Source organism: Pseudaestuariivita sp. (genome assembly GCF_052825805.1).
The window spans coordinates 18,192-37,451 of the sequence record NZ_JBRBVB010000005.1 but is presented as its reverse complement, the minus strand read 5'-3'; the positions used below and the strand labels follow the sequence as shown (position 1 = coordinate 37,451).

General features: G+C 66.9%; 21 protein-coding genes. 8 read left to right on the top strand and 13 right to left on the bottom strand.

The window, feature by feature from the left end; all coding sequences use genetic code 11:
* Window positions 1–9: 9 nt before the first annotated feature.
* The 4 genes from ACU0B3_RS07915 to ACU0B3_RS07900 all read right to left on the bottom strand — a co-directional run bounded on the left by ACU0B3_RS07915 (window position 10) and on the right by ACU0B3_RS07900 (window position 3,923).
* Window positions 10–783: a hypothetical protein gene (locus ACU0B3_RS07915; protein WP_446260303.1), complete on the bottom strand. Its 774-nt coding sequence runs from the start codon at window positions 781–783 to the stop codon at window positions 10–12.
* Window positions 784–901: 118 nt separating this feature from the next.
* Entirely contained in the window at window positions 902–1,927 is a 1,026-nt protein-coding gene (locus tag ACU0B3_RS07910; protein WP_446260302.1) for an ABC transporter substrate-binding protein, read from the bottom strand.
* Entirely contained in the window at window positions 1,897–3,258 is a 1,362-nt protein-coding gene (locus tag ACU0B3_RS07905) for a sensor histidine kinase N-terminal domain-containing protein (protein ID WP_446260301.1), read from the bottom strand. The genes ACU0B3_RS07910 and ACU0B3_RS07905 overlap by 31 nt, the downstream gene beginning before the upstream one ends.
* Entirely contained in the window at window positions 3,255–3,923 is a 669-nt protein-coding gene (locus ACU0B3_RS07900) for a response regulator transcription factor (protein ID WP_446260300.1), read from the bottom strand. The genes ACU0B3_RS07905 and ACU0B3_RS07900 overlap by 4 nt, the downstream gene beginning before the upstream one ends.
* Before the next feature lie 76 nt (window positions 3,924–3,999).
* Between ACU0B3_RS07900 and ACU0B3_RS07895 the strand changes: the two genes are divergently transcribed.
* The 5 genes from ACU0B3_RS07895 to ACU0B3_RS07875 all read left to right on the top strand — a co-directional run bounded on the left by ACU0B3_RS07895 (window position 4,000) and on the right by ACU0B3_RS07875 (window position 8,811).
* Window positions 4,000–4,989 (top strand): Bug family tripartite tricarboxylate transporter substrate binding protein, encoded by a 990-nt coding sequence (locus ACU0B3_RS07895; protein WP_446260299.1) that lies wholly within the window; start codon window positions 4,000–4,002, stop codon window positions 4,987–4,989.
* Window positions 4,989–5,480, top strand: a complete 492-nt coding sequence (locus ACU0B3_RS07890) for a tripartite tricarboxylate transporter TctB family protein (RefSeq protein ID WP_446260298.1) — start codon at window positions 4,989–4,991, stop codon at window positions 5,478–5,480. Before ACU0B3_RS07895 ends, ACU0B3_RS07890 begins: the two co-directional genes overlap by 1 nt.
* A gap of 3 nt (window positions 5,481–5,483) precedes the next feature.
* Window positions 5,484–6,989: a tripartite tricarboxylate transporter permease gene (locus ACU0B3_RS07885; protein ID WP_446260297.1), complete on the top strand. Its 1,506-nt coding sequence runs from the start codon at window positions 5,484–5,486 to the stop codon at window positions 6,987–6,989.
* Window positions 6,990–7,162: 173 nt separating this feature from the next.
* Window positions 7,163–8,515: an acyclic terpene utilization AtuA family protein gene (locus ACU0B3_RS07880; protein WP_446260296.1), complete on the top strand. Its 1,353-nt coding sequence runs from the start codon at window positions 7,163–7,165 to the stop codon at window positions 8,513–8,515.
* Complete coding sequence (locus ACU0B3_RS07875) at window positions 8,512–8,811, top strand: DUF4387 family protein (protein WP_446260295.1); 300 nt, start codon at window positions 8,512–8,514, stop codon at window positions 8,809–8,811. Before ACU0B3_RS07880 ends, ACU0B3_RS07875 begins: the two co-directional genes overlap by 4 nt.
* Window positions 8,812–9,099: 288 nt before the next feature.
* Here the strand turns inward: ACU0B3_RS07875 and ACU0B3_RS07870 are convergent, their stop codons facing one another.
* The 3 genes from ACU0B3_RS07870 to ACU0B3_RS07860 all read right to left on the bottom strand — a co-directional run bounded on the left by ACU0B3_RS07870 (window position 9,100) and on the right by ACU0B3_RS07860 (window position 11,844).
* Window positions 9,100–10,470, bottom strand: coding sequence for a glutamate--cysteine ligase (locus tag ACU0B3_RS07870; RefSeq protein ID WP_446260294.1), 1,371 nt, complete (start codon window positions 10,468–10,470; stop codon window positions 9,100–9,102).
* Between the two features lie 139 nt (window positions 10,471–10,609).
* Window positions 10,610–11,122, bottom strand: coding sequence for a hypothetical protein (locus ACU0B3_RS07865; protein WP_446260293.1), 513 nt, complete (start codon window positions 11,120–11,122; stop codon window positions 10,610–10,612).
* Entirely contained in the window at window positions 11,119–11,844 is a 726-nt protein-coding gene (locus tag ACU0B3_RS07860) for a 16S rRNA (uracil(1498)-N(3))-methyltransferase (RefSeq protein ID WP_446260292.1), read from the bottom strand. The genes ACU0B3_RS07865 and ACU0B3_RS07860 overlap by 4 nt, the downstream gene beginning before the upstream one ends.
* A gap of 39 nt (window positions 11,845–11,883) precedes the next feature.
* Here ACU0B3_RS07860 and ubiA point away from each other — a divergent pair, with 39 nt between their 5' ends.
* The 3 genes from ubiA to ACU0B3_RS07845 all read left to right on the top strand — a co-directional run bounded on the left by ubiA (window position 11,884) and on the right by ACU0B3_RS07845 (window position 15,121).
* Complete coding sequence (gene ubiA / locus ACU0B3_RS07855) at window positions 11,884–12,843, top strand: 4-hydroxybenzoate octaprenyltransferase (protein WP_446260291.1); 960 nt, start codon at window positions 11,884–11,886, stop codon at window positions 12,841–12,843.
* Between the two features lie 81 nt (window positions 12,844–12,924).
* Window positions 12,925–14,808: an OmpA family protein gene (locus tag ACU0B3_RS07850; protein ID WP_446260290.1), complete on the top strand. Its 1,884-nt coding sequence runs from the start codon at window positions 12,925–12,927 to the stop codon at window positions 14,806–14,808.
* Window positions 14,795–15,121, top strand: a complete 327-nt coding sequence (locus ACU0B3_RS07845) for a hypothetical protein (protein WP_446260289.1) — start codon at window positions 14,795–14,797, stop codon at window positions 15,119–15,121. The genes ACU0B3_RS07850 and ACU0B3_RS07845 overlap by 14 nt, the downstream gene beginning before the upstream one ends.
* A gap of 204 nt (window positions 15,122–15,325) precedes the next feature.
* On the opposite strand, the gene ACU0B3_RS07840 is transcribed toward ACU0B3_RS07845, so the two are convergent.
* From ACU0B3_RS07840 to ACU0B3_RS07815, 6 genes are all read right to left on the bottom strand, one after another.
* Window positions 15,326–15,769 carry a molybdenum cofactor biosynthesis protein MoaE gene (locus ACU0B3_RS07840; protein ID WP_446260288.1) on the bottom strand — a complete coding sequence of 148 codons (444 nt, stop codon included), beginning with the start codon at window positions 15,767–15,769 and terminating at the stop codon, window positions 15,326–15,328.
* Window positions 15,769–16,014: a molybdopterin converting factor subunit 1 gene (gene moaD, locus ACU0B3_RS07835; RefSeq protein ID WP_446260556.1), complete on the bottom strand. Its 246-nt coding sequence runs from the start codon at window positions 16,012–16,014 to the stop codon at window positions 15,769–15,771. The genes ACU0B3_RS07840 and moaD overlap by 1 nt, the downstream gene beginning before the upstream one ends.
* Window positions 16,014–16,679, bottom strand: coding sequence for a CDP-diacylglycerol--glycerol-3-phosphate 3-phosphatidyltransferase (gene pgsA, locus ACU0B3_RS07830; protein ID WP_446260287.1), 666 nt, complete (start codon window positions 16,677–16,679; stop codon window positions 16,014–16,016). Before pgsA ends, moaD begins: the two co-directional genes overlap by 1 nt.
* 49 nt (window positions 16,680–16,728) lie before the next feature.
* Entirely contained in the window at window positions 16,729–17,463 is a 735-nt protein-coding gene (gene recO / locus ACU0B3_RS07825; RefSeq protein ID WP_446260286.1) for a DNA repair protein RecO, read from the bottom strand.
* 45 nt (window positions 17,464–17,508) lie between these two features.
* Complete coding sequence (locus ACU0B3_RS07820; RefSeq protein WP_446260285.1) at window positions 17,509–18,558, bottom strand: AraC family transcriptional regulator; 1,050 nt, start codon at window positions 18,556–18,558, stop codon at window positions 17,509–17,511.
* 369 nt (window positions 18,559–18,927) lie between these two features.
* Window positions 18,928–19,260 carry a DUF1491 family protein gene (locus tag ACU0B3_RS07815; protein WP_446260284.1) on the bottom strand — a complete coding sequence of 111 codons (333 nt, stop codon included), beginning with the start codon at window positions 19,258–19,260 and terminating at the stop codon, window positions 18,928–18,930.

Genomic DNA, 19,260 nt, shown 5'->3' with positions numbered 1-19,260 from the left:
ACGCGGGCGCTAAAGCGCGGGTAGCGCGGCCTCTTTGTGCATCACGGCCTGCGCCAGAGCCTCGAATCGGTCGATGGCGGTGCCGCAGGGCAGCGGCGTGCAGCGGGGCGACCAGGGCCGTCCGCTCGCGGTGCGCGTGGTGACGTAAGTGTCTGGCGCGGTGTGGACAGCTGTCACCAGCGTCGCGGCGATATGCGCGCGGGCGGCGGGAAACGCATCGAGCTTGCCGGGCAGCGGCGCGGTGCGCGCATCGAACGTGCCGCCGAGGTTGAACCGCGGGCCGGTGTCCGCGCGCCAGAACGCCTCGGGCGAGGTGGGTGCGGCCGCACGCGGCTCGGCAAAGAGTGGGACAACAGCCTCATCCGTTCCCGAAGGCGCCCCGCCCGGAATGCTCGCCGCAAAGTGCGCAAGGTCCACTCCGATCTCGTGCAGCGCTGCGTCCTTGGCAGGCTCGTGCAGCAGCGGCACCAGATCGTTCAGCACCAACCATTGCCATGTCCAGAGTGTCGCCTGATGCGCGGCTTGAAAGCTGACTCTTTGCGCATGGCGCGCGCGCAGCCGGGCAAAGGTCTGGGCGATGGGCGATCCGGGGTGCGAGGTGAGCGGTGCAAGGGTCAGCGTTCCGCTGCTTTGCATCACATCGTCTCTGGCGAACCGCAAAAGCTCTCCCACGATGTCGCCGCCCGCAAGCCCCGGCTGGACCAGCGCGAACGCGGCCACCTGCGGCCTGGCCGGCGCGCGGCCTTGCGGCGCCGATGCACGGGTGGACGAACCTGCGGCCATGGGAGCCTCCCCCTCCAGAGTGACATCCGAAACGTGAACGCAGACGCACCACACGCCTGCCTTGCCGATGCACCCTAGGCCCCGACCGTCAGCGCAGCGTTAGGTCACCGTTAACGGATCATTGCCGCACCACGGCGCTCCGCCAGTTGCGCAGGAACGTCTCCCGCTTGAGCCGGTCGAGAAAGACCAGAAGGCCCGGGCCAAGCCGCACGGGGCGCAGCGCCGGGTTGGCCTGCAGCGCGGCGGCGTCGATGGGCGGAAGGCCGGCGCGGGCGGTGACCTCGGGCCGGTCCTTGAGCGTGACGAGAAAGTCGATCATCGCCCGGGCTGCGTCGGGGTTCTCGGCGCCCACGGGGATGAGCGCGGTGCGCAGCATGACGTTGACGTGGTCCGAGAACTCGACGATCTCGACCGCCGGATCGCCGGCGATCTGGCTGCGTGCGTAGCTGCCGAGCACGTTGTAGGCGAGCGCCAGATGCCCGCTCGAGACGTCGCGGATCATGTCGCCCGAGCCGCGGTAGAGGCGGGCGTCGAGGCTGCCCATGACCTCGGCCAGGCGCCAGAAGCTGTCGCTGTTGCGACTGTCTTGCGTCGCCATCAGGTAGCCGTAGCCCGATTGCGCCACGTCGTAGGTGCCGACCCGCCCGGCAAAGGTCTCGGGCGCCGCGCGCAGCGTCGCGATCAGCGCCTCGCGCGTGTCCGGCACGGCGGCAAAGGCATCCCGGCGCAGCACCAGCACGGCGCGCTCCTGCGTGAAGGCAAAGACCTGGTCCCGCCACTGCGCCCAGGGCGGCAGCGCCTCGGTCGCGGGGGATGTGTAGGTCTGCGCAAAACCGTCGTTCGCCAGCTTGGTCTGCAGGTCCATCGCCGAGGAAATTGCCAGATCGTAGGGCCCACGACCGTCGTGGATCGCGGTCATCAGGTCGGTCGTGTTGGTGATCGTGTAGTCGATGGCGATGCCGGGGTTGGCCGCTTGGAAGGCGGTCAGGATCGGCTCGAATGCGGGGCGGTCGGCGGTCGACAGGATGCTCAGCCGCTGCGCCTCGGTGCCGCGTGCGGGGTAGGTGATCTGGTCCTCGATCTCGAAGGCAGCGGTGGCCGCCGCGCCGAGGATCAGCCAGAGGGCAAGAGCAAGGCCACGCATGCGCCGGTTCCTTCGCTGTTTTCGGCAATCTCGAGCCGTCCGCCGTGGGCCCGCGCGACTTCGTCCGCGATGGTGAGGCCGAGGCCGGACCCGACGATGTCACCCACGTTGGACCCGCGTGCAAAGCGGGGTGTGAGTGCAGCGCCTTCGGTGCCGGCAAAGCCGCGCCCGGCGTCGGTGATTGCGATGCGGTGCTCGCCTCCGGTTTCGAAGATGACGGACACGTCGCTGTCGGCGGGTGAATACTTGATCGCGTTGTCGAGGATGTTTCGGAGTGCCGACTGCAGAAGGACGCGGTCGCCTTCGAACGGAATAGCCTCCTCAGGTAGCCTGCGCAGGATGCGGATGTCCTTGAGGTCGGCGGTGGGGGCGAGCCGTTCGCAGGTCTCCTCTACCAAGTCGCGCAAATCGAGCGTCGCAGTCTCGAGGCTGTCGGTGCGGAAGGTGACCATGGCGTGGTCGAGCATCTGCCCGGCGGAGCGGGAGCTTTCGTCGACGGCGCGGATCATGCCGCGGATGGCGGCCTTGTGCTCGGGCTTGTTGAGCTTGCGGTGCGTGATCTCGGCCTGCGTGCGGACGGTGGCGAGCGGCGTGCGGACGCGGTGGGCGGCTTCGGCGATGAACTCCTCGGACCGGCGGAGCGAGGTGCCGAGCCGCGCCATGAACCCGTTGATGGCGCCTGCGAGAGGGACGAGCTCGGACGGAAGGTCGGTCTCGATCGGGCGCAGGTCGGAGGGACCGCGCCGGGTCACGGACTGCGTCATGCGCGTAAAGGGCGCAAAGGCGGAGCGGGTGGCGAGCAGGCTCAGCCCCGCCGCCAGCACGAAGAAGGCGATGGCCACGCCAGTCGCCGTGCCAGTGATGCGCGAGGAGATCGCCGCCATCCCGCGCCGTGTCTGCGCCACCGCCACGCGGACGTTTTGCGGTGCGCTGCCGGTCCAGACTGGGCGGTCGACGTAGGCTGCGCGCACGGTCTCGCCGCGAAAGGGGAAGGTGGCGAATGCTCCGCCCTCGATGGGCAGGTCATCGTATCCGGTGAGTGTCTCGGAGCCGACGAGGATGCGGTAGAACACGCGGTCCTCGTTCAGAGTGCCGAGCATCGAGAGGGCGGAGTAGGGCAGGTCGAGCGTCACCGCGCCGGCCTCGGCACGCAGGGCGTCGGCGATGGCGGTGGCGGAGGCGGCGAGGATGTCGTCCTGGGTTTTCTCGGCGGCGTTCTCGGCCACCGAGCGCACGACAAAGAAGAACACCACGGCCAGCAGCGCGGCCACGCCCGAGAGCTGCAGCACCAGCCGCCGCCGGATCGAGCCGCGCAGCGCCAGCGCGCTCATGTGTCGTCGACCAGCCGGTAGCCCATCCCGCGCACCGTCTCGATCCTTGCAGCGCTCGCGGCGAGGCGTTTGCGCAAGCGGGCGACGTAGACCTCGATGGCGTTCTCGCTCACGTCCTCGGCAAAGGAAAAGAGCCGGTCCATCAGGTGCGCCTTGGAAAAGACTTGGCCGGGTGCGTCGAAAAATACCTCGAGGAGGCGGAGCTCGCGGTTGCGCAGGACTTCAGACTCTTTCCCTACCGTGAGCGCACCGGAGGCGGCGTCGAGCGTGGCGTCGGCAAAGGTCTTGCGATTGGCAGCAGCGCCCCCTTTGCGGCGGAGGACGGCGCGGCAGCGCGCCTCCAACTCGGAAAAGTCGAAGGGCTTTGTCAGGTAGTCGTCCGCCCCGAGGTCCAAGAGTGAGACCCGGTCGGAGACTTCCGAGCGCGCGGTGATGACGATCACCGGCGTCGCCATCTGCGCCTCTCTTTGCTCGGCAAGAAACCGGCGCCCGTCACCGTCGGGCAGCATAATGTCGAGCAAGATCAGATCGTACCGCGTCACCGCCACGCAATCGCGCCCCGCCTCCAAAGTGCTCGCATGATCGACCGCGTGGCCATCGAGCTGCAGCCGTTCGACCACGGCGGAGGCGAGGGTGTCGCTGTCTTCGATCAGCAGAAAACGCATGGGCGGGGGCAAAGGCTCGTTGCGTGACAGGTTCGTGTCAGGTTGCGGTGTTTGGCTGACGCCATGATCGGGCAGAATGACCCGACTCACATGGGAGGACAACATGACGTTTCGTTTCAAGGCGCTGGGTCTCGGCGCCGCTTTTGCCGTGCTGGGCACTGCCTCGATGGCGGCCGAGTGCGTGGCACCGGCCAACCCCGGCGGTGGCTGGGACTTTACCTGCCGTCAGATCGGCAAGATCATGTACGACATTGGCGCGGTCGACAAACCCGTGCAGGTCACCAACATGCCCGGTGGCGGTGGCGGTCTGGCCTACAACACCGTGGTCAACGAGCGCAATGACGATGCGGACCTGATCGTGGCGGCCTCGTCCGCGACGACGACGCGTCTGGCACAGAACGCCTACGCGGGCCGGACGGCGTCCGAGGTCCGCTTTGTCGGGGCCATTGGAGCGGACCCGGGCGTGATTGCGGTCGCGGCGGACAGCGAGTTGCAGTCGCTCACCGATCTCGTCGAGGCGATTAAGGCCGACCCGGGCTCGGTGGCCTTTGCCGGCGGCTCTGCCGTGGGCGGGTTCGACCATCTCAAGCCGCTGATGGTGCTGCGCGAGGCGGGCTTCACCGACATCACAAAGGTCAAGTACATCGGCGTCGACGGCGGCGCGGATGCGATCACCCAGACGGTTGGCGGATTCACGCAGGCGATGACGGGCGACATGTCCGAGGTCGTCTCGTTCCTCGCGAACGGCGACATTCGCGTGATCGCGGTCTTGACCGAAGAGCGCGTGCCGGGCTTCGAGGACATCCCGACCGCCAAGGAGCAGGGCTACGACGTGGTCGCGGTCAACTGGCGCGGTCTCTACGTGCCGAAGGGCATCAGCGACGAGCGCTTCAACGAGTGGGCCGACAAGCTGCAGCAGGTTGCCGACAGCGACGCCTGGGCGCAGGCGATGGCGGACAATGGCCTGGCGCCGTTCACCAAAGTCGGCGGTGACTTCCAGTCGTATGTCGATGGTCTCGTCGAGGACATCAACGCCATGTCCAAAGAGATCGGGGTCATCAACTGATGGCGGCTGACCGGATCTTTGGTCTGGTCTGCCTGATCACGGCGGTCGCGTATATCGCGGCCGCCTCGCAGATCCAGACGAACATGTTCTCGGGTGAATTTCTGCCCAAGCTCTTTCCCTACCTGATTGGCGGGGTGGCGGCGATCTGTTCGTTGACGATCATGCTGCGCCCGGACCCGGACCCCGAGTGGCCGGTGGCGGGCACCTGGCTCAAGATGGCGGGCGCCGTGGTGGTGCTGGCGGTCTATGCGGTGCTCCTGACGCCGCTGGGCTTTATCCTGCCGACGGCGATTGCCGCGGGCATCCTGAGCTACCAGATTTCGCCGCGCGCGCTGCCTGCCGTCCTGTCGGGCCTGGGTCTGTCGCTGGGCCTCTTCGTGCTCTTCAAGTTCGGGCTGAGCCTCGGCAACATCGTCGCCTACCGCATCCCGACCTGGGAAAAGCTGTGGAAGGCGCTGTCGATCCTCATTCCCTTTGTCGGGGGGCACTGACCGGTGGATATCCTTGCCAATCTCGCGCTCGGTTTTTCCGTGGCGCTCTCGCCTTACACGCTGTTTCTGGCGGTGTGCGGCTGTTTTCTGGGGACCATCATCGGTGCGCTGCCGGGCCTTGGCCCGTCGAACGGCGTGGCGATCCTGATCCCGATCACCTTTACGCTGGGGCTCGATGCGACTTCGGCCTTGGTGCTGATGACCTCCGTTTACTACGGCGCGATGTACGGCGGGCGGATTTCGTCGATCCTGCTGAACATCCCCGGAGACGAGCCGGCGCTGATGACGACGCTCGACGGCTATCCAATGGCCAAGGCCGGACGGGCGGGGGACGCGTTGGTCCTGTCGGGCGTGGCGTCCTTCGTGGGCGCGTTTCTGGCCACCGTAGGTCTGATGCTCCTCGCGCCCACACTGGCGCGCGTCGCCTTCTATTTCGGCCCAGCGGAGTACTTTGCCCTCTATCTCCTTGCCTTTTGCACTCTCGGAGGGATGGCGTCGAACAACCAGGCGAAGGCGGCCTTGGCGGCCTGCATCGGCCTTGGCATCGCGATGATCGGAGTGGATTCGTCGTCGGGCCTGCCGCGGCTGACGGGCGACAACCTGCACCTTTATGACGGGGTCGACTTCCTTGTTGCCATCGTCGGCCTCTTTGCGATTGCCGAGATCTTCTTCTTTATCGAGAGCCATGGGCTGGGGTCCTCGATCGGGGTCAAGCTCGACAAGGTGAAGGTCCCGTGGCGCGACATCGTGAAGACGCGCTGGACGATGCTGCGCGCCTCGCTCGTGGGCTTTATCGCGGGCGTCTTGCCGGGGGCGGGTGCCTCGCTCGGCTCCTTCCTCGCCTACATGTCGGAAAAGTCCATCGCGGGTGACAAAGGCGGGTTCGGGACTGGCGTGGCCAAGGGGGTCGCTGCACCCGAGGCGGGCAACAACGCGGCGGCGGGCGGCGCGCTGGTGCCGATGCTGACGCTGGGTGTGCCGGGGTCTGGGACGACGGCTGTGCTGCTGGCGCTCTTGATGACGCTCAACATCACGCCCGGTCCGACGCTCTTTACCGAGCGGGCGGACGTGGTGTGGGGGCTGATCGCGTCGCTGCTGATCGCCAACGTCGTGCTGCTGTTGATGAACGTGCCGATGGTGAAGATATTCGTGAAGGTCCTCACCGTCCCCGCCTGGGTGCTGCTCCCGGGTGTCACGATGATCTCGTTTGTCGGGATTTATTCGCTGACGGGCAGCTACTTTGACCTGTTGATGATGGTCGGGTTCGGGGTGCTGGGGTACTTTCTGCGCAAGCTCGACGTGCCGACGGTGCCGGTGATCCTCGGGATTTTGCTCGGCGGGAAGATGGAGGACGCGCTCCGCCGCGCGATGACGCTGTCGGACGGGGATGCGATGTATCTCTTTTCGTCGCCCATCGCTGTCGGCCTGTGGGTGGCGGCGATCGTTGGGTTTGTCGCGCCGCTGTTTTTGCGGAGCGTTTTGAAGAAGCCTCAAAGAGTGACGGACTAAGTGCCCGTGCGGAATCAATGCGAAGCCGCCGCACATCGCCGGGCCCTAACCCGGCCCGGCGATATGGCTAAGGATGGCGCGCCGCTCGGGTGTCTTCCGGACTTGGCCAGCATAAAGGTACTTAGAAACACCGTTGGATCGCCGGTCCCGGGCCCGACGTTGTGCTTTGACCCGTGACCAAGGTCCTCATCCCCTCCGGCGCCCTTGGCCTTGGCTATGACAAGGACGCTCTCGCGCGGGGCATCGCCGCCAAGCCCGACATCATCGCCATCGACGGAGGCTCCACTGACAGCGGACCGCATTACCTCGGGACCGGCACGTCCAAGTACTCCCGCGCCTCGACCAAGATCGAATGGGCAGGGCTCATGGCGGCGCGCGCGGAGGCGGGCTGCCCGCTGGTGATTGGCACCGCCGGGACCTGCGGGGCGGACAGCGCGGTCGACTGGCTCGTGGACATCACGCGCGAGATCGCGGCGGAGCGGAGCGAGACGCTCAAGATCGCGGTGCTCAAGTCCGGGCAAAGTGCGGAGCACATCACGGAGCAGTTCGAGGCGGGCGCCATCACGCCCCTCGAAGTCGCGCCCGAGATCGACCGCGCGCTGATCGAAAGCTGCACCAACATCGTCGCGCTTGCAGGCGCCGAGCAGGTGCAGGCGGCGCTGAACACAGGCGCGGACATCGTCATCGCGGGGCGCACGACGGACACGGCCATCATCTCCGCGCTGCCTTTGCAGAACGGAGATCACGCGGGCGGCGCCTGGCACGGAGCCAAGATCGGCGAGTGCGGCGCGCTCTGCACGACCAACCCGCAGTCGGGCGTGATCCTGATCGCGTTTGATGCCAATGGGTTTACCATAGAACCACTGGCCGAGAGCGCACACGCCACGCCGCACACGGTCTCAGCGCATATGCTTTACGAGAACGCGGACCCGTTCATCCTTTACGAGCCCGGCGGGCATCTTGACGTGACCTGCGCGCGCTACAAAGCGCTCGATGACACCCGCGTGCGGGTCGAGGGGTCCGTCTGGCACCCGTCTGATCGCTACACGGTCAAGCTCGAAGGGGCGCGGGCGGCGGGCTTTCAGGTCGTGTCCCTCGTGCTGGTGCGGGACACACATTACGTTGCGCAGATCGAGGACTGGACCGCCGACATCGCGGCCAAGTGTCGGGCCAAGGCGGAGGCGCGGCTTGGGACTTCTGACTTCGAGATCGAGCTGCGGCTGATCGGGAAGAACGCGGCGCTTGGCGATTTGGAGACCGCGAACGCAACGCCGGCGGAGGTCGGGGTGCTCGCCATCGTGACGGCGCCGGAGCAGGCCATGGCGGGCGAGATCGCCAAGATGCTCAACCCTTACCTGCTGCACCATGCGTTGACGGTGGAGGAGGAGATGCCGACCTTTGCCTTCCCCTTTTCCCCGCCGGAGATGTCGCGGGGGGCGGTTTATGAGTTCTGCCTGAACCACGTGATGACGCTGGAGGATCCGATGGCGGCGTTCCGGCTTGAGGTGATCGAGGTGGGCGCATGACGCGGCTTGCGGAGGTGGCGGTCAAAGTCCGGTCCAAGAATGCCGGGCCTTTCTGGGTCACCGCCGACGTCTTTTGCGGCGATGCCGAGACCTTTGCGCGAGTGTGCGATGCGGTGACGGTAGACGTGGCGGCGGAGCTTTGTCAGACGCCTCGGCAGACGGTGAAGCGGTTTGAGATTCCCGATTTGAAGGTGCTCAAGATCAGCTTGCCGCGCCCGGCGGTGCAAGGCACGCGCGCGGATCGGGATATGCACGGGGCTGCTTTGGCGTGTCTGTTCGCGGAGTTGGAGGTTTAGGGCCGCCGTTTACGACCAAGCCAATCTCTTGATGAGGTCCCGGCTCGATGCCGGGACGGGGGTATACCGCGATGGACCGCGGCCGCTAATGAGACTTCGCCATGTTCAAAACACCCGCCTGACGGGTACCGTCAGGCCGCGCCGACCCGCCCCCATGGGGCGGCGCGATTGCGCCACCCCCGGGACGGCGCGTGAATGACCGTTTTTATCCAGAGGCGAGAGCCACCCCGTGCCATTTCTTAGAGTAGGCGTAGTGCACCCCGGCCTTGAGCCGGGGCCTCGTCATGCTCAGTAGCTATACTCGCCATAAACGCGGCTAAGGTCGCCGTTCCAGTCGCCGTGGTACTTGGCGAGGAGCTCGTCGGCCGGGACCTGGCCGCTGTCGAGGCTTTCTTTGACGGCGTTGAGGAAGTGGGTCTCGTCCGGGATCAGCCCGCCGGCGCCCTCGCGGGCGCGGGCGGCGAGGCCGGCTTCGGAGAGGGCGACGACTTCGCGGGCGAGCTCGTGCATGTGGATGTCCCCGACGCGGGCGCCAAGACCGTCGACGGAGGCGGCGACGCGCAGAGCCTCGCGTGTCTCCTGGTGCCAGCCTTTGACGAGGTCCCACGCGCCATCGAGCGCGGATTGGTCGTACATCAGGCCCACCCAGAACGCCGGCAGGGCGCAAAGCCGACGCCAGGGACCGCCATCGGCACCGCGCATCTCGATGAACTTCTTGATCCGCGCCTCGGGGAAGAGCGTCGTCAGGTGGTCGGCCCAGTCGCTGAGCGTGGGGGTCTCACCCGGCAGGGCCGGCAGCTTGCCCTCCATGAAGTCGCGGAAGGATTGCCCGAGCGCGTTGTGATAGGTCCCGTCGCGGTAGACAAAGTACATCGGCACATCGAGCGCATAGTCCACCCAGCGCTCGAAGCCAAAGCCGTCCTCGAACACAAAGGGCAGCATGCCCGTGCGGTCCGCATCGAGGTCGCGCCAGACGCGGGAGCGCCAGGACTTGTGCCCGTTGAGCTTGCCTTCGAAGAACGGCGAGTTGGCAAAAAGCGCGGTCGCCACCGGCTGCAGCGCAAAGGCGACGCGCAGTTTCTGCACCATGTCCGCTTCGGAGCCGAAGTCGAGGTTGACCTGCACCGTGCACGTCCGGCGCATCATCACGCGCCCCATCGTGCCGACCTTTTGCATGTAGCCGTCCATGAGCTTGTACCGGCCCTTCGGCATCATCGGCATTTCGTCATGGGTCCACTCGGGCGCCGCGCCCAGCCCGATGAAACCGACGCCGATCTCGTCGGCGATGTCCTTCACCTGCTTGAGGTGGTCGTTCACCTCGTCGCAGGTCTGGTGGATCGTCTCGAGCGGCGCGCCCGACAGCTCCAGCTGGCCGCCCGGCTCGAGGGAGATGTTGGCGCCGTCCTTTTCCAGCCCGATGAGCTTGCCGCCCTCGGCCAAAGGCTTCCAGTCGTGGCGGTCGCGCAGCCCTTCGAGGATCGCGAGGATGGAGCGCGCGCCTTCGTAGGGGAGCGGCTGGTGAGTGTCCTTGCAGTAGCCGAACTTCTCGTGCTCGGTCCCGATCCGCCAGTCTGCCTTGGGTTTGCACCCGTCGGCGAGATAGCCCGCCAGCTGGTCGCGGTGTTCGATGGGTCCGCCGCCGGACTGGGGAATGGACATGGGCGCGCTCCAAAGGATCGGTCGAGTTGGCAGGGTTGGGGTGATTTGGCGGGGGTGTCAATCGCCCCGGAACCCGAGTTGATGTGCGGTTCGGCACAGGCGAGCCGCAGGCCGCGCGTGTTGACGTGCCAAGGTGGTGCTAGTGCAGGCGCACGGGGGCCTCGTGCCAGATCACCACGGGCTCGCGCGGCAGGTGCTCGATCTGGCGCAGCATGTGTCCCGTCTTGAGGCCTGGCAGCTGCGCGAAGGCGTCAAAGAGCTGGTCCGCCCCGTCCGCGTCGAGCGGGATCACCAGATCGGGCAGACCCTTGGCCTGCAGCACCCAGGAGGCCGGGTGCTGGCCAGGGTCGAGGATCACCGCCTTGAGATCGCGCAGGGCGCGCACGCCTCCCGTGAGTGGGCCAAAGTAGCTCACTTGCCCCTCGGCCACCTCGACCGTGCCGGGGCCATCATGGCCCACGCGAAACCGGCCGCGCTGCACGCCGAGCCAGACCACGGCCAGCGCCAGAGGCGCCATCGCCGCGCCGACGTAAGGCAGGAGGCCCTGACCGGCAAAGAGCCAGTAAAGCGCGATGAGCAGCAGCGTGCCACCGGCAATCACCTCAAGCCAGCGGGTGACGAAGGCACGCGCTTCGGGACGGATAAAGCTCATGTGCGGAAGTCTCCGGCATGGGTTTGCCACAGCGTCAGCGCGGCCACGGTGGCGGTGTCGGCGCGCAGGATGCGCGGGCCAAGCGGGAGGATCGTGCTTTGCCGCATGGCGGTGAGGCGCGCGCGCTCGGCGTCTGAAAACCCGCCCTCGGGTCCGATAAAGAGCGCGGCGGGCGCGCGAAGGGCCGAAAGCGCATCGCCCAGCGTCCCCGCCTGCATCTCGTCGCAAAAGACGATCTGACGGTCCTCGGGCCAGCTCGAGAGGAGCGCGTCGAACTTGGCCAGTTCCGCGACCTCGGCAATGCAGGTGTTCCCGCATTGCTCGGCGGCCTCAACCACATGCGCCTGTAGGCGATCACGGCGGATGCGCTCGGAATTGGTGAACGCGGTCTGCACCGGCTGGATGCGCGCCACGCCCATCTCGGCGGCCTTCTCGACGATGAAATCGGTGCGCGCCTTCTTGATCGGAGCGAAGACCAGCCAAAGGTCCGGCACCGTGTCCTGCGCTTTGCTCTGTCGTTCGCAGGCGAGCACACCGCCCCGTTTGCTGGCCTCGACCACCGCGCAGGCCCACTCCCCGTCCGCACCGTTGAAGAGCGCGACCTCCGCGCCGACCCCGAGCCGCATCACGCCAAAGAGGTAATGCGCCTGCTCTCGCGACAGCGGCACCGATTGCCCCGCCCCGAGCGGGTGGTCTACATAAAGGCGAACCTTGGGGCGCATGGTGTGTCTCGCTTGAGGGCGCATGTCGGAGACTGACATATGCAAGACAACACTCCAGCACCAGATGTGACGGTTGCAGATGCAGAGGCGGACAATTGGGTCGACCGATCCGCGCCCCTATGGGCAAAGCCGTACTTGCGCCTGAGCCGTCTGGATCGCCCGACACCATTCCTGTTTTTGCTCTTTCCGTGCTGGTGGGGTCTTGCTTTGGCGATCTTTCATACTGGCGCGCCACGTTGGGAAGACGCGTGGATCGCTTTGGCTTGCGCTATCGGAGCGCTTCTGATGCGCGGGGCGGGCTGCACGTGGAACGACATCACCGACCGCGACTTTGACGCCCAAGTGGCGCGCACGCGCTCGCGCCCGATCCCGTCGGGCCAGGTCACCGTGACCGGCGCGCTTGTCTGGCTCTGCCTGCAGGCGCTGATCGCGTTCGGCATCCTGCTGACTTTCAACACCGCGGCGATCTGGCTCGGCATCCTCGCGCTGGTGCCTGTCGCGGTCTACCCCTTTGCCAAGAGGTTCACGTGGTGGCCGCAGGTCTTTCTCGGGCTGGCGTTCAACTGGGGTGCACTGCTGGCCTGGACGGCGCATACCGGCAGCCTCGGCTGGCCTCCGGTGGTGCTGTACCTTGGCGGGATCGCCTGGACGCTCTTTTACGACACGATCTACGCGCACCAGGACACCGAAGACGACGCGCTGATCGGCGTGAAATCGACCGCGCGCCTCTTTGGAGAGAACAGCCCGCGCTGGCTGGCGTGGTTTCTGGTGGCGACGGTCAGCCTCCTTGGCCTTGCCGTGATCCTGGCTGCGCCGCGCGGCGATATTCTGGCGCTGGTGATCGCAATCGGAGGACCCTGGGCGATGGGCTGGCATATGGCCTGGCAGCTGCGGCAGCTCGACGTGAACAATCCAGACCTCTGCCTGCGTCTGTTTCGCGCCAACCGCGACACGGGCCTGATCGCCGTGCTGTTTTTCGCCGTTGCCGCGCTCCTGTGATTGATCCCCTGAAACCCGCCGCGTATCACTCCCGGGGTTAGGTCCACGCGCAGGCACCATTGGGGAGGGAAAAGCGCCAAGATGCGGTTGTCGTCCGTTGTTCTGACATTCGGGTTCTTTGTGGTGGCCGCCGGGCTCTGCGCCCTTGCGGCGTTCTTTGCGGTGCGGGTGGTTGAGGACAATTCCCGCGACGCCGTGCTCCTTGCGCTCGAAGAGCAGAGCATCGGCTGGACCGAGATCGAGACAAACGGGTTGCAGGTGATCTTGGCCGGAGAGGCGCCGGACGAGGCGTCCCGGTTTCGCGCCGTCTCGATTGCCGGCTCGGTTGTGGACGCCGCGCGCGTCATCGACGACCTCGCGATCGAAGAGGCCGAAGACATCGCGCCGCCGCGCTTTTCCATCGAAATCCTGCGCAACGAGGCAGGCATCTCCCTCTTTGGCCTGGTGCCGGCCACCACCGACCAGGACGCGCTCCTGTCCCGCCTGACTCGCATGGCGCGGGGCGCTGAGGTGTCCGACCTTCTGGAAACGGCGGATTTTCCCGAGCCGGACGGCTGGTCGTCAGCGGTCGATTACGCCGTCGTCGCGTTGCAACTGATGCCGCGGTCCAAGATTTCGGTCGAGGCCGGGCGGGTCGCCGTGACGGCGATGACCGACAGCGAGGAGGCCCGCGTGACGCTCGGCAGCGAGCTTGAGCGCAAGCAGCCGGGCGACGTCGCACTCTCGCTCGAGCTGTCTGCGCCGCGCCCGGTCATCACACCCTTTGCGCTGCGGTTCATCAAGGACGCCGAGGGCCCTCGGTTCGACGCCTGCAGCGCCGACGACGACGCGGCGCAGGCGCGCATCGTGGCGGCGGCAGAGCGTGCCGGGATGGCGGGCGAGATCGACTGCACAATCGGCCTCGGCGTGCCGACGGCGCGCTGGTCCGAGGCGTCCGTCAAATCCATCAACGCGGTCGACGCGCTCGGCGGCGGCACGCTGACCATCGTCGACGCCGACATCGCGCTGGTCGCGCCCGAAGGCACGCCGCAAGCCACTTTCGACGAGGTTGTGGGCGAGCTGGAAAACAGCCTGCCCGACGTCTTTGCCCTCACCGCCGTTCTGCCGAAACCGAAGGTGGTCACGGACGAGGGCCCGCCCGAGTTCGTCGCCACGCTCAGCCCCGAAGGCGGCGTGCAACTGCGCGGGCGCGTGGCGGGCGAACTGGCGCGACAGACCGTCGACAGCTTTGCCAAGGCGCGGTTCGGCTCGGACAAGGTCCGCACCGCCGCCCGGGTCGATGCCGAACTGCCCGCCACATGGTCCGTGCGCGTGCTCGCCAGCCTCGAGGTGCTCACCCACCTTGAAAGCGGCGCGGTAACCGTCACCCCCGACAGCGTCGACGTGACCGGGTTGACCGGCAGCCAGACCGCCCGCGCCGACATCAGCAGCCTCCTTGCAGAAAAGCTGGGCGAGGCGGCGGAATACGACATCGGCGTGCGCTACGACAAAAAGCTCGACCCGGTCCTGGGCCTGCCGACGCCGCAGGAATGCGAGACGATGATCGCGCAGATCATGACCGCGACCAAGATCCGGTTCGAGCCGGGCGCCGCGACCATCGACAACGCCTCCGAAAAGGTGATGGATTCCATCGCGACCGTCCTGCGCCGCTGCGAGGACATCGCGTTCGAGATTAGCGGACACACCGACAGCCAGGGCCGGGAGGTGATGAACCTCCAGCTGAGCCAGGAGCGGGCGCAATCGGTGCTCGACGAACTGCGCGAGCGGCGCATCCCGACGGGCATCTTCACCGCCAAGGGCTACGGCGAGGAAAAGCCCATCGCCGACAACGGCACCGAAGAAGGCCGCGAGCAGAACCGCCGGATCGAATTCAAGCTGGCCGCCGATGTGACGACCGAGTCTGCCGAGACAGACCCGGGCGCCGAAACCGCGCCCCAAGAGGACACCTCAGATGAACAGAACTGAGTTCATTGTCGCCACGGCGATCATCCTGTTCGTGGCCTTCTGCATGGGCTGGTTCGCCAACTGGCTCCTCCACCGGTTCACCCGGGTGTCCAAATCCGACGTCTCCGAGCTCGAACGCATGAGCCAGGAGTTGCACGACGCCGAAGAGACGCGCGATCAGGCAATCACTTACCTGCAACAGCGCGAGGCGGAGCTGACCAACCAGCTGACGCAAACCGAGGCGGAGCTCTCAGCCGCCATGGAGGGCCTCCGCGACGCCCGCCAGGACGCCGAAGAGATGCGCGCCTACGTCGAGCGGATGCGGGGCGCTTAAGCTATTATTGCTGTCAATGGATGGCTGATGTCGTAGGGGGGGCCAGCCCCCCTCTGCCTTTGGCATTCACCCCCCGAGGTATTTCTCAACCGAAGAAGCACGGGGACGGTCCTGAAATTCTCTGGTTCGAAAATACCTCGGGGGAGGCGTTGAAAATCCCTGGATTTTCGACGTCGGGGGCAGAGCCCCCAAACGGCGAGACACCTACCAGCGGCGCAGCGCGTCCTCGTCACTGTCCTTGGCGGCAACCCATTCGGCACCCTCGGTGGTGTGCTCTTTCTTCCAGAAGGGCGCGCGGGACTTGAGGTAGTCCATAAGGAAATCGGCGGCCTCGAACGCGGCTTGACGGTGCGCTGCGGCGGTCGCGACCATCATGATGCGCTCACCCGGAGTCAGAGTGCCGTAGCGGTGGATCACCAGCACGTCGGCGAGGTCCCAGCGCGCGGCAGCCTCTTCGGCGATCTTGCGCAGCGCGGCCTCGGTCATGGCCGGGTAGTGCTCGATCTCCATGCGTGAGATCGGATCCGCGGCGAGGCTGCGCACTTGCCCGGCAAAGGTCACGACGGCGCCCACGTCCTCGCGCCCGGCGGCAAAGGCCGCGCTTTCGGCGCCAAAGTCGAACGGCGCTTCCTGAACGACGACGCGCATCAGCCGCCCGTCATCGGCGGGAAGAAGGCCACTTCGCGCGCGCCCGCAAGCGGGTGGTCAAAGCCGGTCAGCTCCTGGTCGACTGCCACGCGGATCGCCGACAGGTCGGCAAAGGCGGCTGCGTAGCGCTCTTCTCGCGCGGCCAACTCGGCCACGAGGTCCGACACGGTCGCGGCCTCGGTGCTCACCTGCTCCTTCGGCAAGCCGATGCGCTCGCGCACCCAGGCGAAATAGACGACGTCGATCACGGGTGTTCCCTCACGTGTGGCCAAGCCTTGCGCAGGTAATCAAACCCGCTGATCGCGGTCAACGCCGCGGCGATCCACAGCAGCACCAGCCCCACATCGCCGGCGTATTGCATGCCGGCCACTTTCCAGCGCAGGCCCAGCACATCGTCGGTCTTGCCGTCGAGGATGTCCTCGACCATCGCGCTGTCCATGCCGAACACGCTCATCCCCACGTAGTGCTCGAAGACGCCCTGCAGGAACAGAACGGCGATGGCGACCATCTGCACGGTGGTCTTCCACTTGGCGATCTTGGTGACCTTCAGCGTGCCGGCCACGTCGCCGAGATACTCCCGTAGGCCCGACACGAACACCTCGCGGAAGAGGATCACCGTGGCCGGCAGGACCAGCCAGGGCGAGTAGGACGAGTAGCCGACGATCACCATCAGCGCGATCACCACCATCGCCTTGTCGGCGATCGGGTCAAGCATCGCGCCGAGCTTGGTCTCCTGCTTCCACGAGCGGGCGAGGTAACCGTCGAGCCAGTCGGTCAGCGCCGCGCCGACAAAGAGGATCAGCGCGCACCAATCCGCGATCGGCCGCGCGAAATAGAGGAACATGATCGCAACACCCGGCGCTGCCAGCAGGCGCAGCAGGGTCAGGGTGTTCGGCAGGGTCCAGGTCATGGCGCAGACCTATCGCGGAATGCAGAGCGGTGAAAGGGGCGTGCCGCGCTCACGCATCGTCAATCCGCCGGGCAAAGGCGCTCACGAACCGCGCGCGCGCCTCCGGCAGGGGGCGGGTGCCAAGCGCAGGCGCCAGCGTCTCCTTGAGAAAGTGCCCGGTCACCTGCAGACCCTGCAGGATCTCCACGTCGCCTGCATCGCCCTCGCGGCGCAGAACCGGCGGCAACGGCAAAAGCTTGGGCGCCCAGTTGCCCGCCCCCTCCATCGAGACCGCGCGCCCGGTCCGCGGGGAGACATAGGTCAGCCCCTCCTTACGCCCGGTCACCGCACACGCGGCAAGGTCCAGCCCGTAGCCGGTCTCCTCGAGCAGCTGCATCTCCCACTGCAGGTAGGCCAACGGCCAGATGTCGGCGCGGTCCAGGAGGTCGAGCAGGCGCTCGGTGGCGAGGTAAAGCTGCGGATGCGCTTCGCGCTCGGGCAGGGCAAAGCTGAGAAGCGCGGTAACCGCATTGAGCCCGGCGAGCGCCAGGCGCCCCGACATGGCAAGCGCCGCGCGGGAGCGCACGGGCTCCACCGTGAACGTGCCGATGTGGTCCTCCAGACGCGCGCGCCAGGCGACGTCAAGCTGTGCGCCGGGCTGCAGCGTGGGCGCCACCTTGCGGCTGGTCGCGCCGCGCAGCACGCCGGCGTGGCGCCCGCGCGACGGGGTAAAGACATCGAGGATCGCGGAGCTCTCTCCGTGTCGCCGAAGCCCCAGAAGGATGCCCTCATCACGCCAGTCCATGCGCTTTGATGGCCCGGCCTGCACGGTCGCGCAAGCCGGAGTGCGCTAGAACCGCTCGACCGCGTCAGCCATGAACGACGGCGGCAGGGCCGCATCGACGGGTGGCTGCGGGGCCTGTGGCGCAGGTGTCGCCGGCAGGGGCGATGGGCGCAGCTTGCGCGGTGCCTTGAGCTGCGAAGGCGCGTAGCCAAAGAGGCGCCGGAAGGCGCGCGAGAAGGCGGCGGCGTTTGAGTAGCCGTGCGTACGTGCGCAATCCTCGATGCTCGCGGTGCGCGCGGCAACCTGGCGCCCGGCCTGCGCGAGGCGGCACCGGTTGAGAAACGCCATCGGTGTCTCGCCTGCGGCCTCGGCAAAGCGGCGCGAGAAGGCAGCCCGCGACAGGCCGGTGGTCGCCGCGAGGATCGTGACCGACCATTGCGCGCCGGGCGCCTCGAACATGCGCGCGAGCGCCTTGCAGAGGACCGGATCGTGCACCACCCGCAGCCAGGAGGGTGCGGGATCGGTGTCGGCGAGCGTCAGCCAGGCGGCAATGGCCTGCGCCAAAAGCGGCTCCATCACGCGGGAGAGCAACTGGCGGTCCGCGCTCGAGGCAAGTTCGGACTGGATCAGCCGCACCAGAAGCGACAGCGCGTCCGGCAGGTCCGGGTCGCCCGTCGGCAGGATCAGGAGCTCTGGCATCCCGGCAAAAAGCGCGGGATCGGCGGGCGCGGCCTGGGTGTAGTGCAGGCTCGCAAGACCAGTCGCGTGACCGCGATGGGTCTGCAAGAGCGCCGCGTTGCGGTCGAGCGCGCGCGGCAGCGGCAGCGCCCGGCCCTCGGGGTGGTTCGACAGAATGTGCGGCACGTCGCCAGGTACGACCACCACGTCGCCGGCCTCGAGCGTTTCGGCATGGTGGCCGCCTGCGCGCAGGTAGCACACGCCCTCGGTCACAAGATGCAGATATGTCGAGCCAGCGTCGACGGCGGGTTGATCGGACATGTCCTCGGACGCCTCGGCGCCAAAGATCACACCCCATGGGTCGGCAAAGCGGGTCACCCCCAGCACTTTGCCCGAGACCCCGGCGGCAGACAGACCGCGGGTTACGGTTTCGTACACGAATCACCTATGAGCAGCAGCAGATGCGAGAGTATCGGCACAACTTCTGTCCAAATTAAGGGCAGATCGTCTCAAATGCGGGTTTTCCGTGCCTCACGGCGGTTTGGGAGGTGCCGGTGGGGCAACTTCGGCTTCAGCTTTGTGCAGTGCGCGCGTTCAGATTGAAGCGCCCGCCTGACCGGCACGGTCAGGCCGCGTCATGCCAGAGGCATGCCTCCGGCATGACCCGCCCCCGTCAAACCGAAGGTTTGCCTTCGGCAAAACGGGCGGCGCGATTGCGCCACCCCTCGGGACGGCGCGTGAACAACTGTAACTCGTTTGTCATGCTTGGGGCTGCGAGATTAGATCCGAACTTTTAACGGCACCGGCTCAGCCAAGTCCCTCCGAATCCAGAAGATGCCGTCCCGCGCGGTCCTCTACCTCGATCACCCACAGGTCGGGATCCATGCCGCGCTGGCGGGTGATGCTGGCGTCGACATCGGCCTCGGCCCCAGCGGCAAGCTCGGTCCAGGCGCGTTCCCCGGTGGCGAGATCGAACATGCGGGTATAGGCGCGGGCCTCACCGTCAAGCGTGTTCAGCTTGACCAGCACGCTGCCCGCCGTGTCGTCGCCGTGCGCGGTCACGAAGGCCGAGATGTACGAGAGGCGCAGACGCGCGAGGTAGGCGTCGACCCAGAAGCGGGCGGTGAGCCGCGGGGCCAC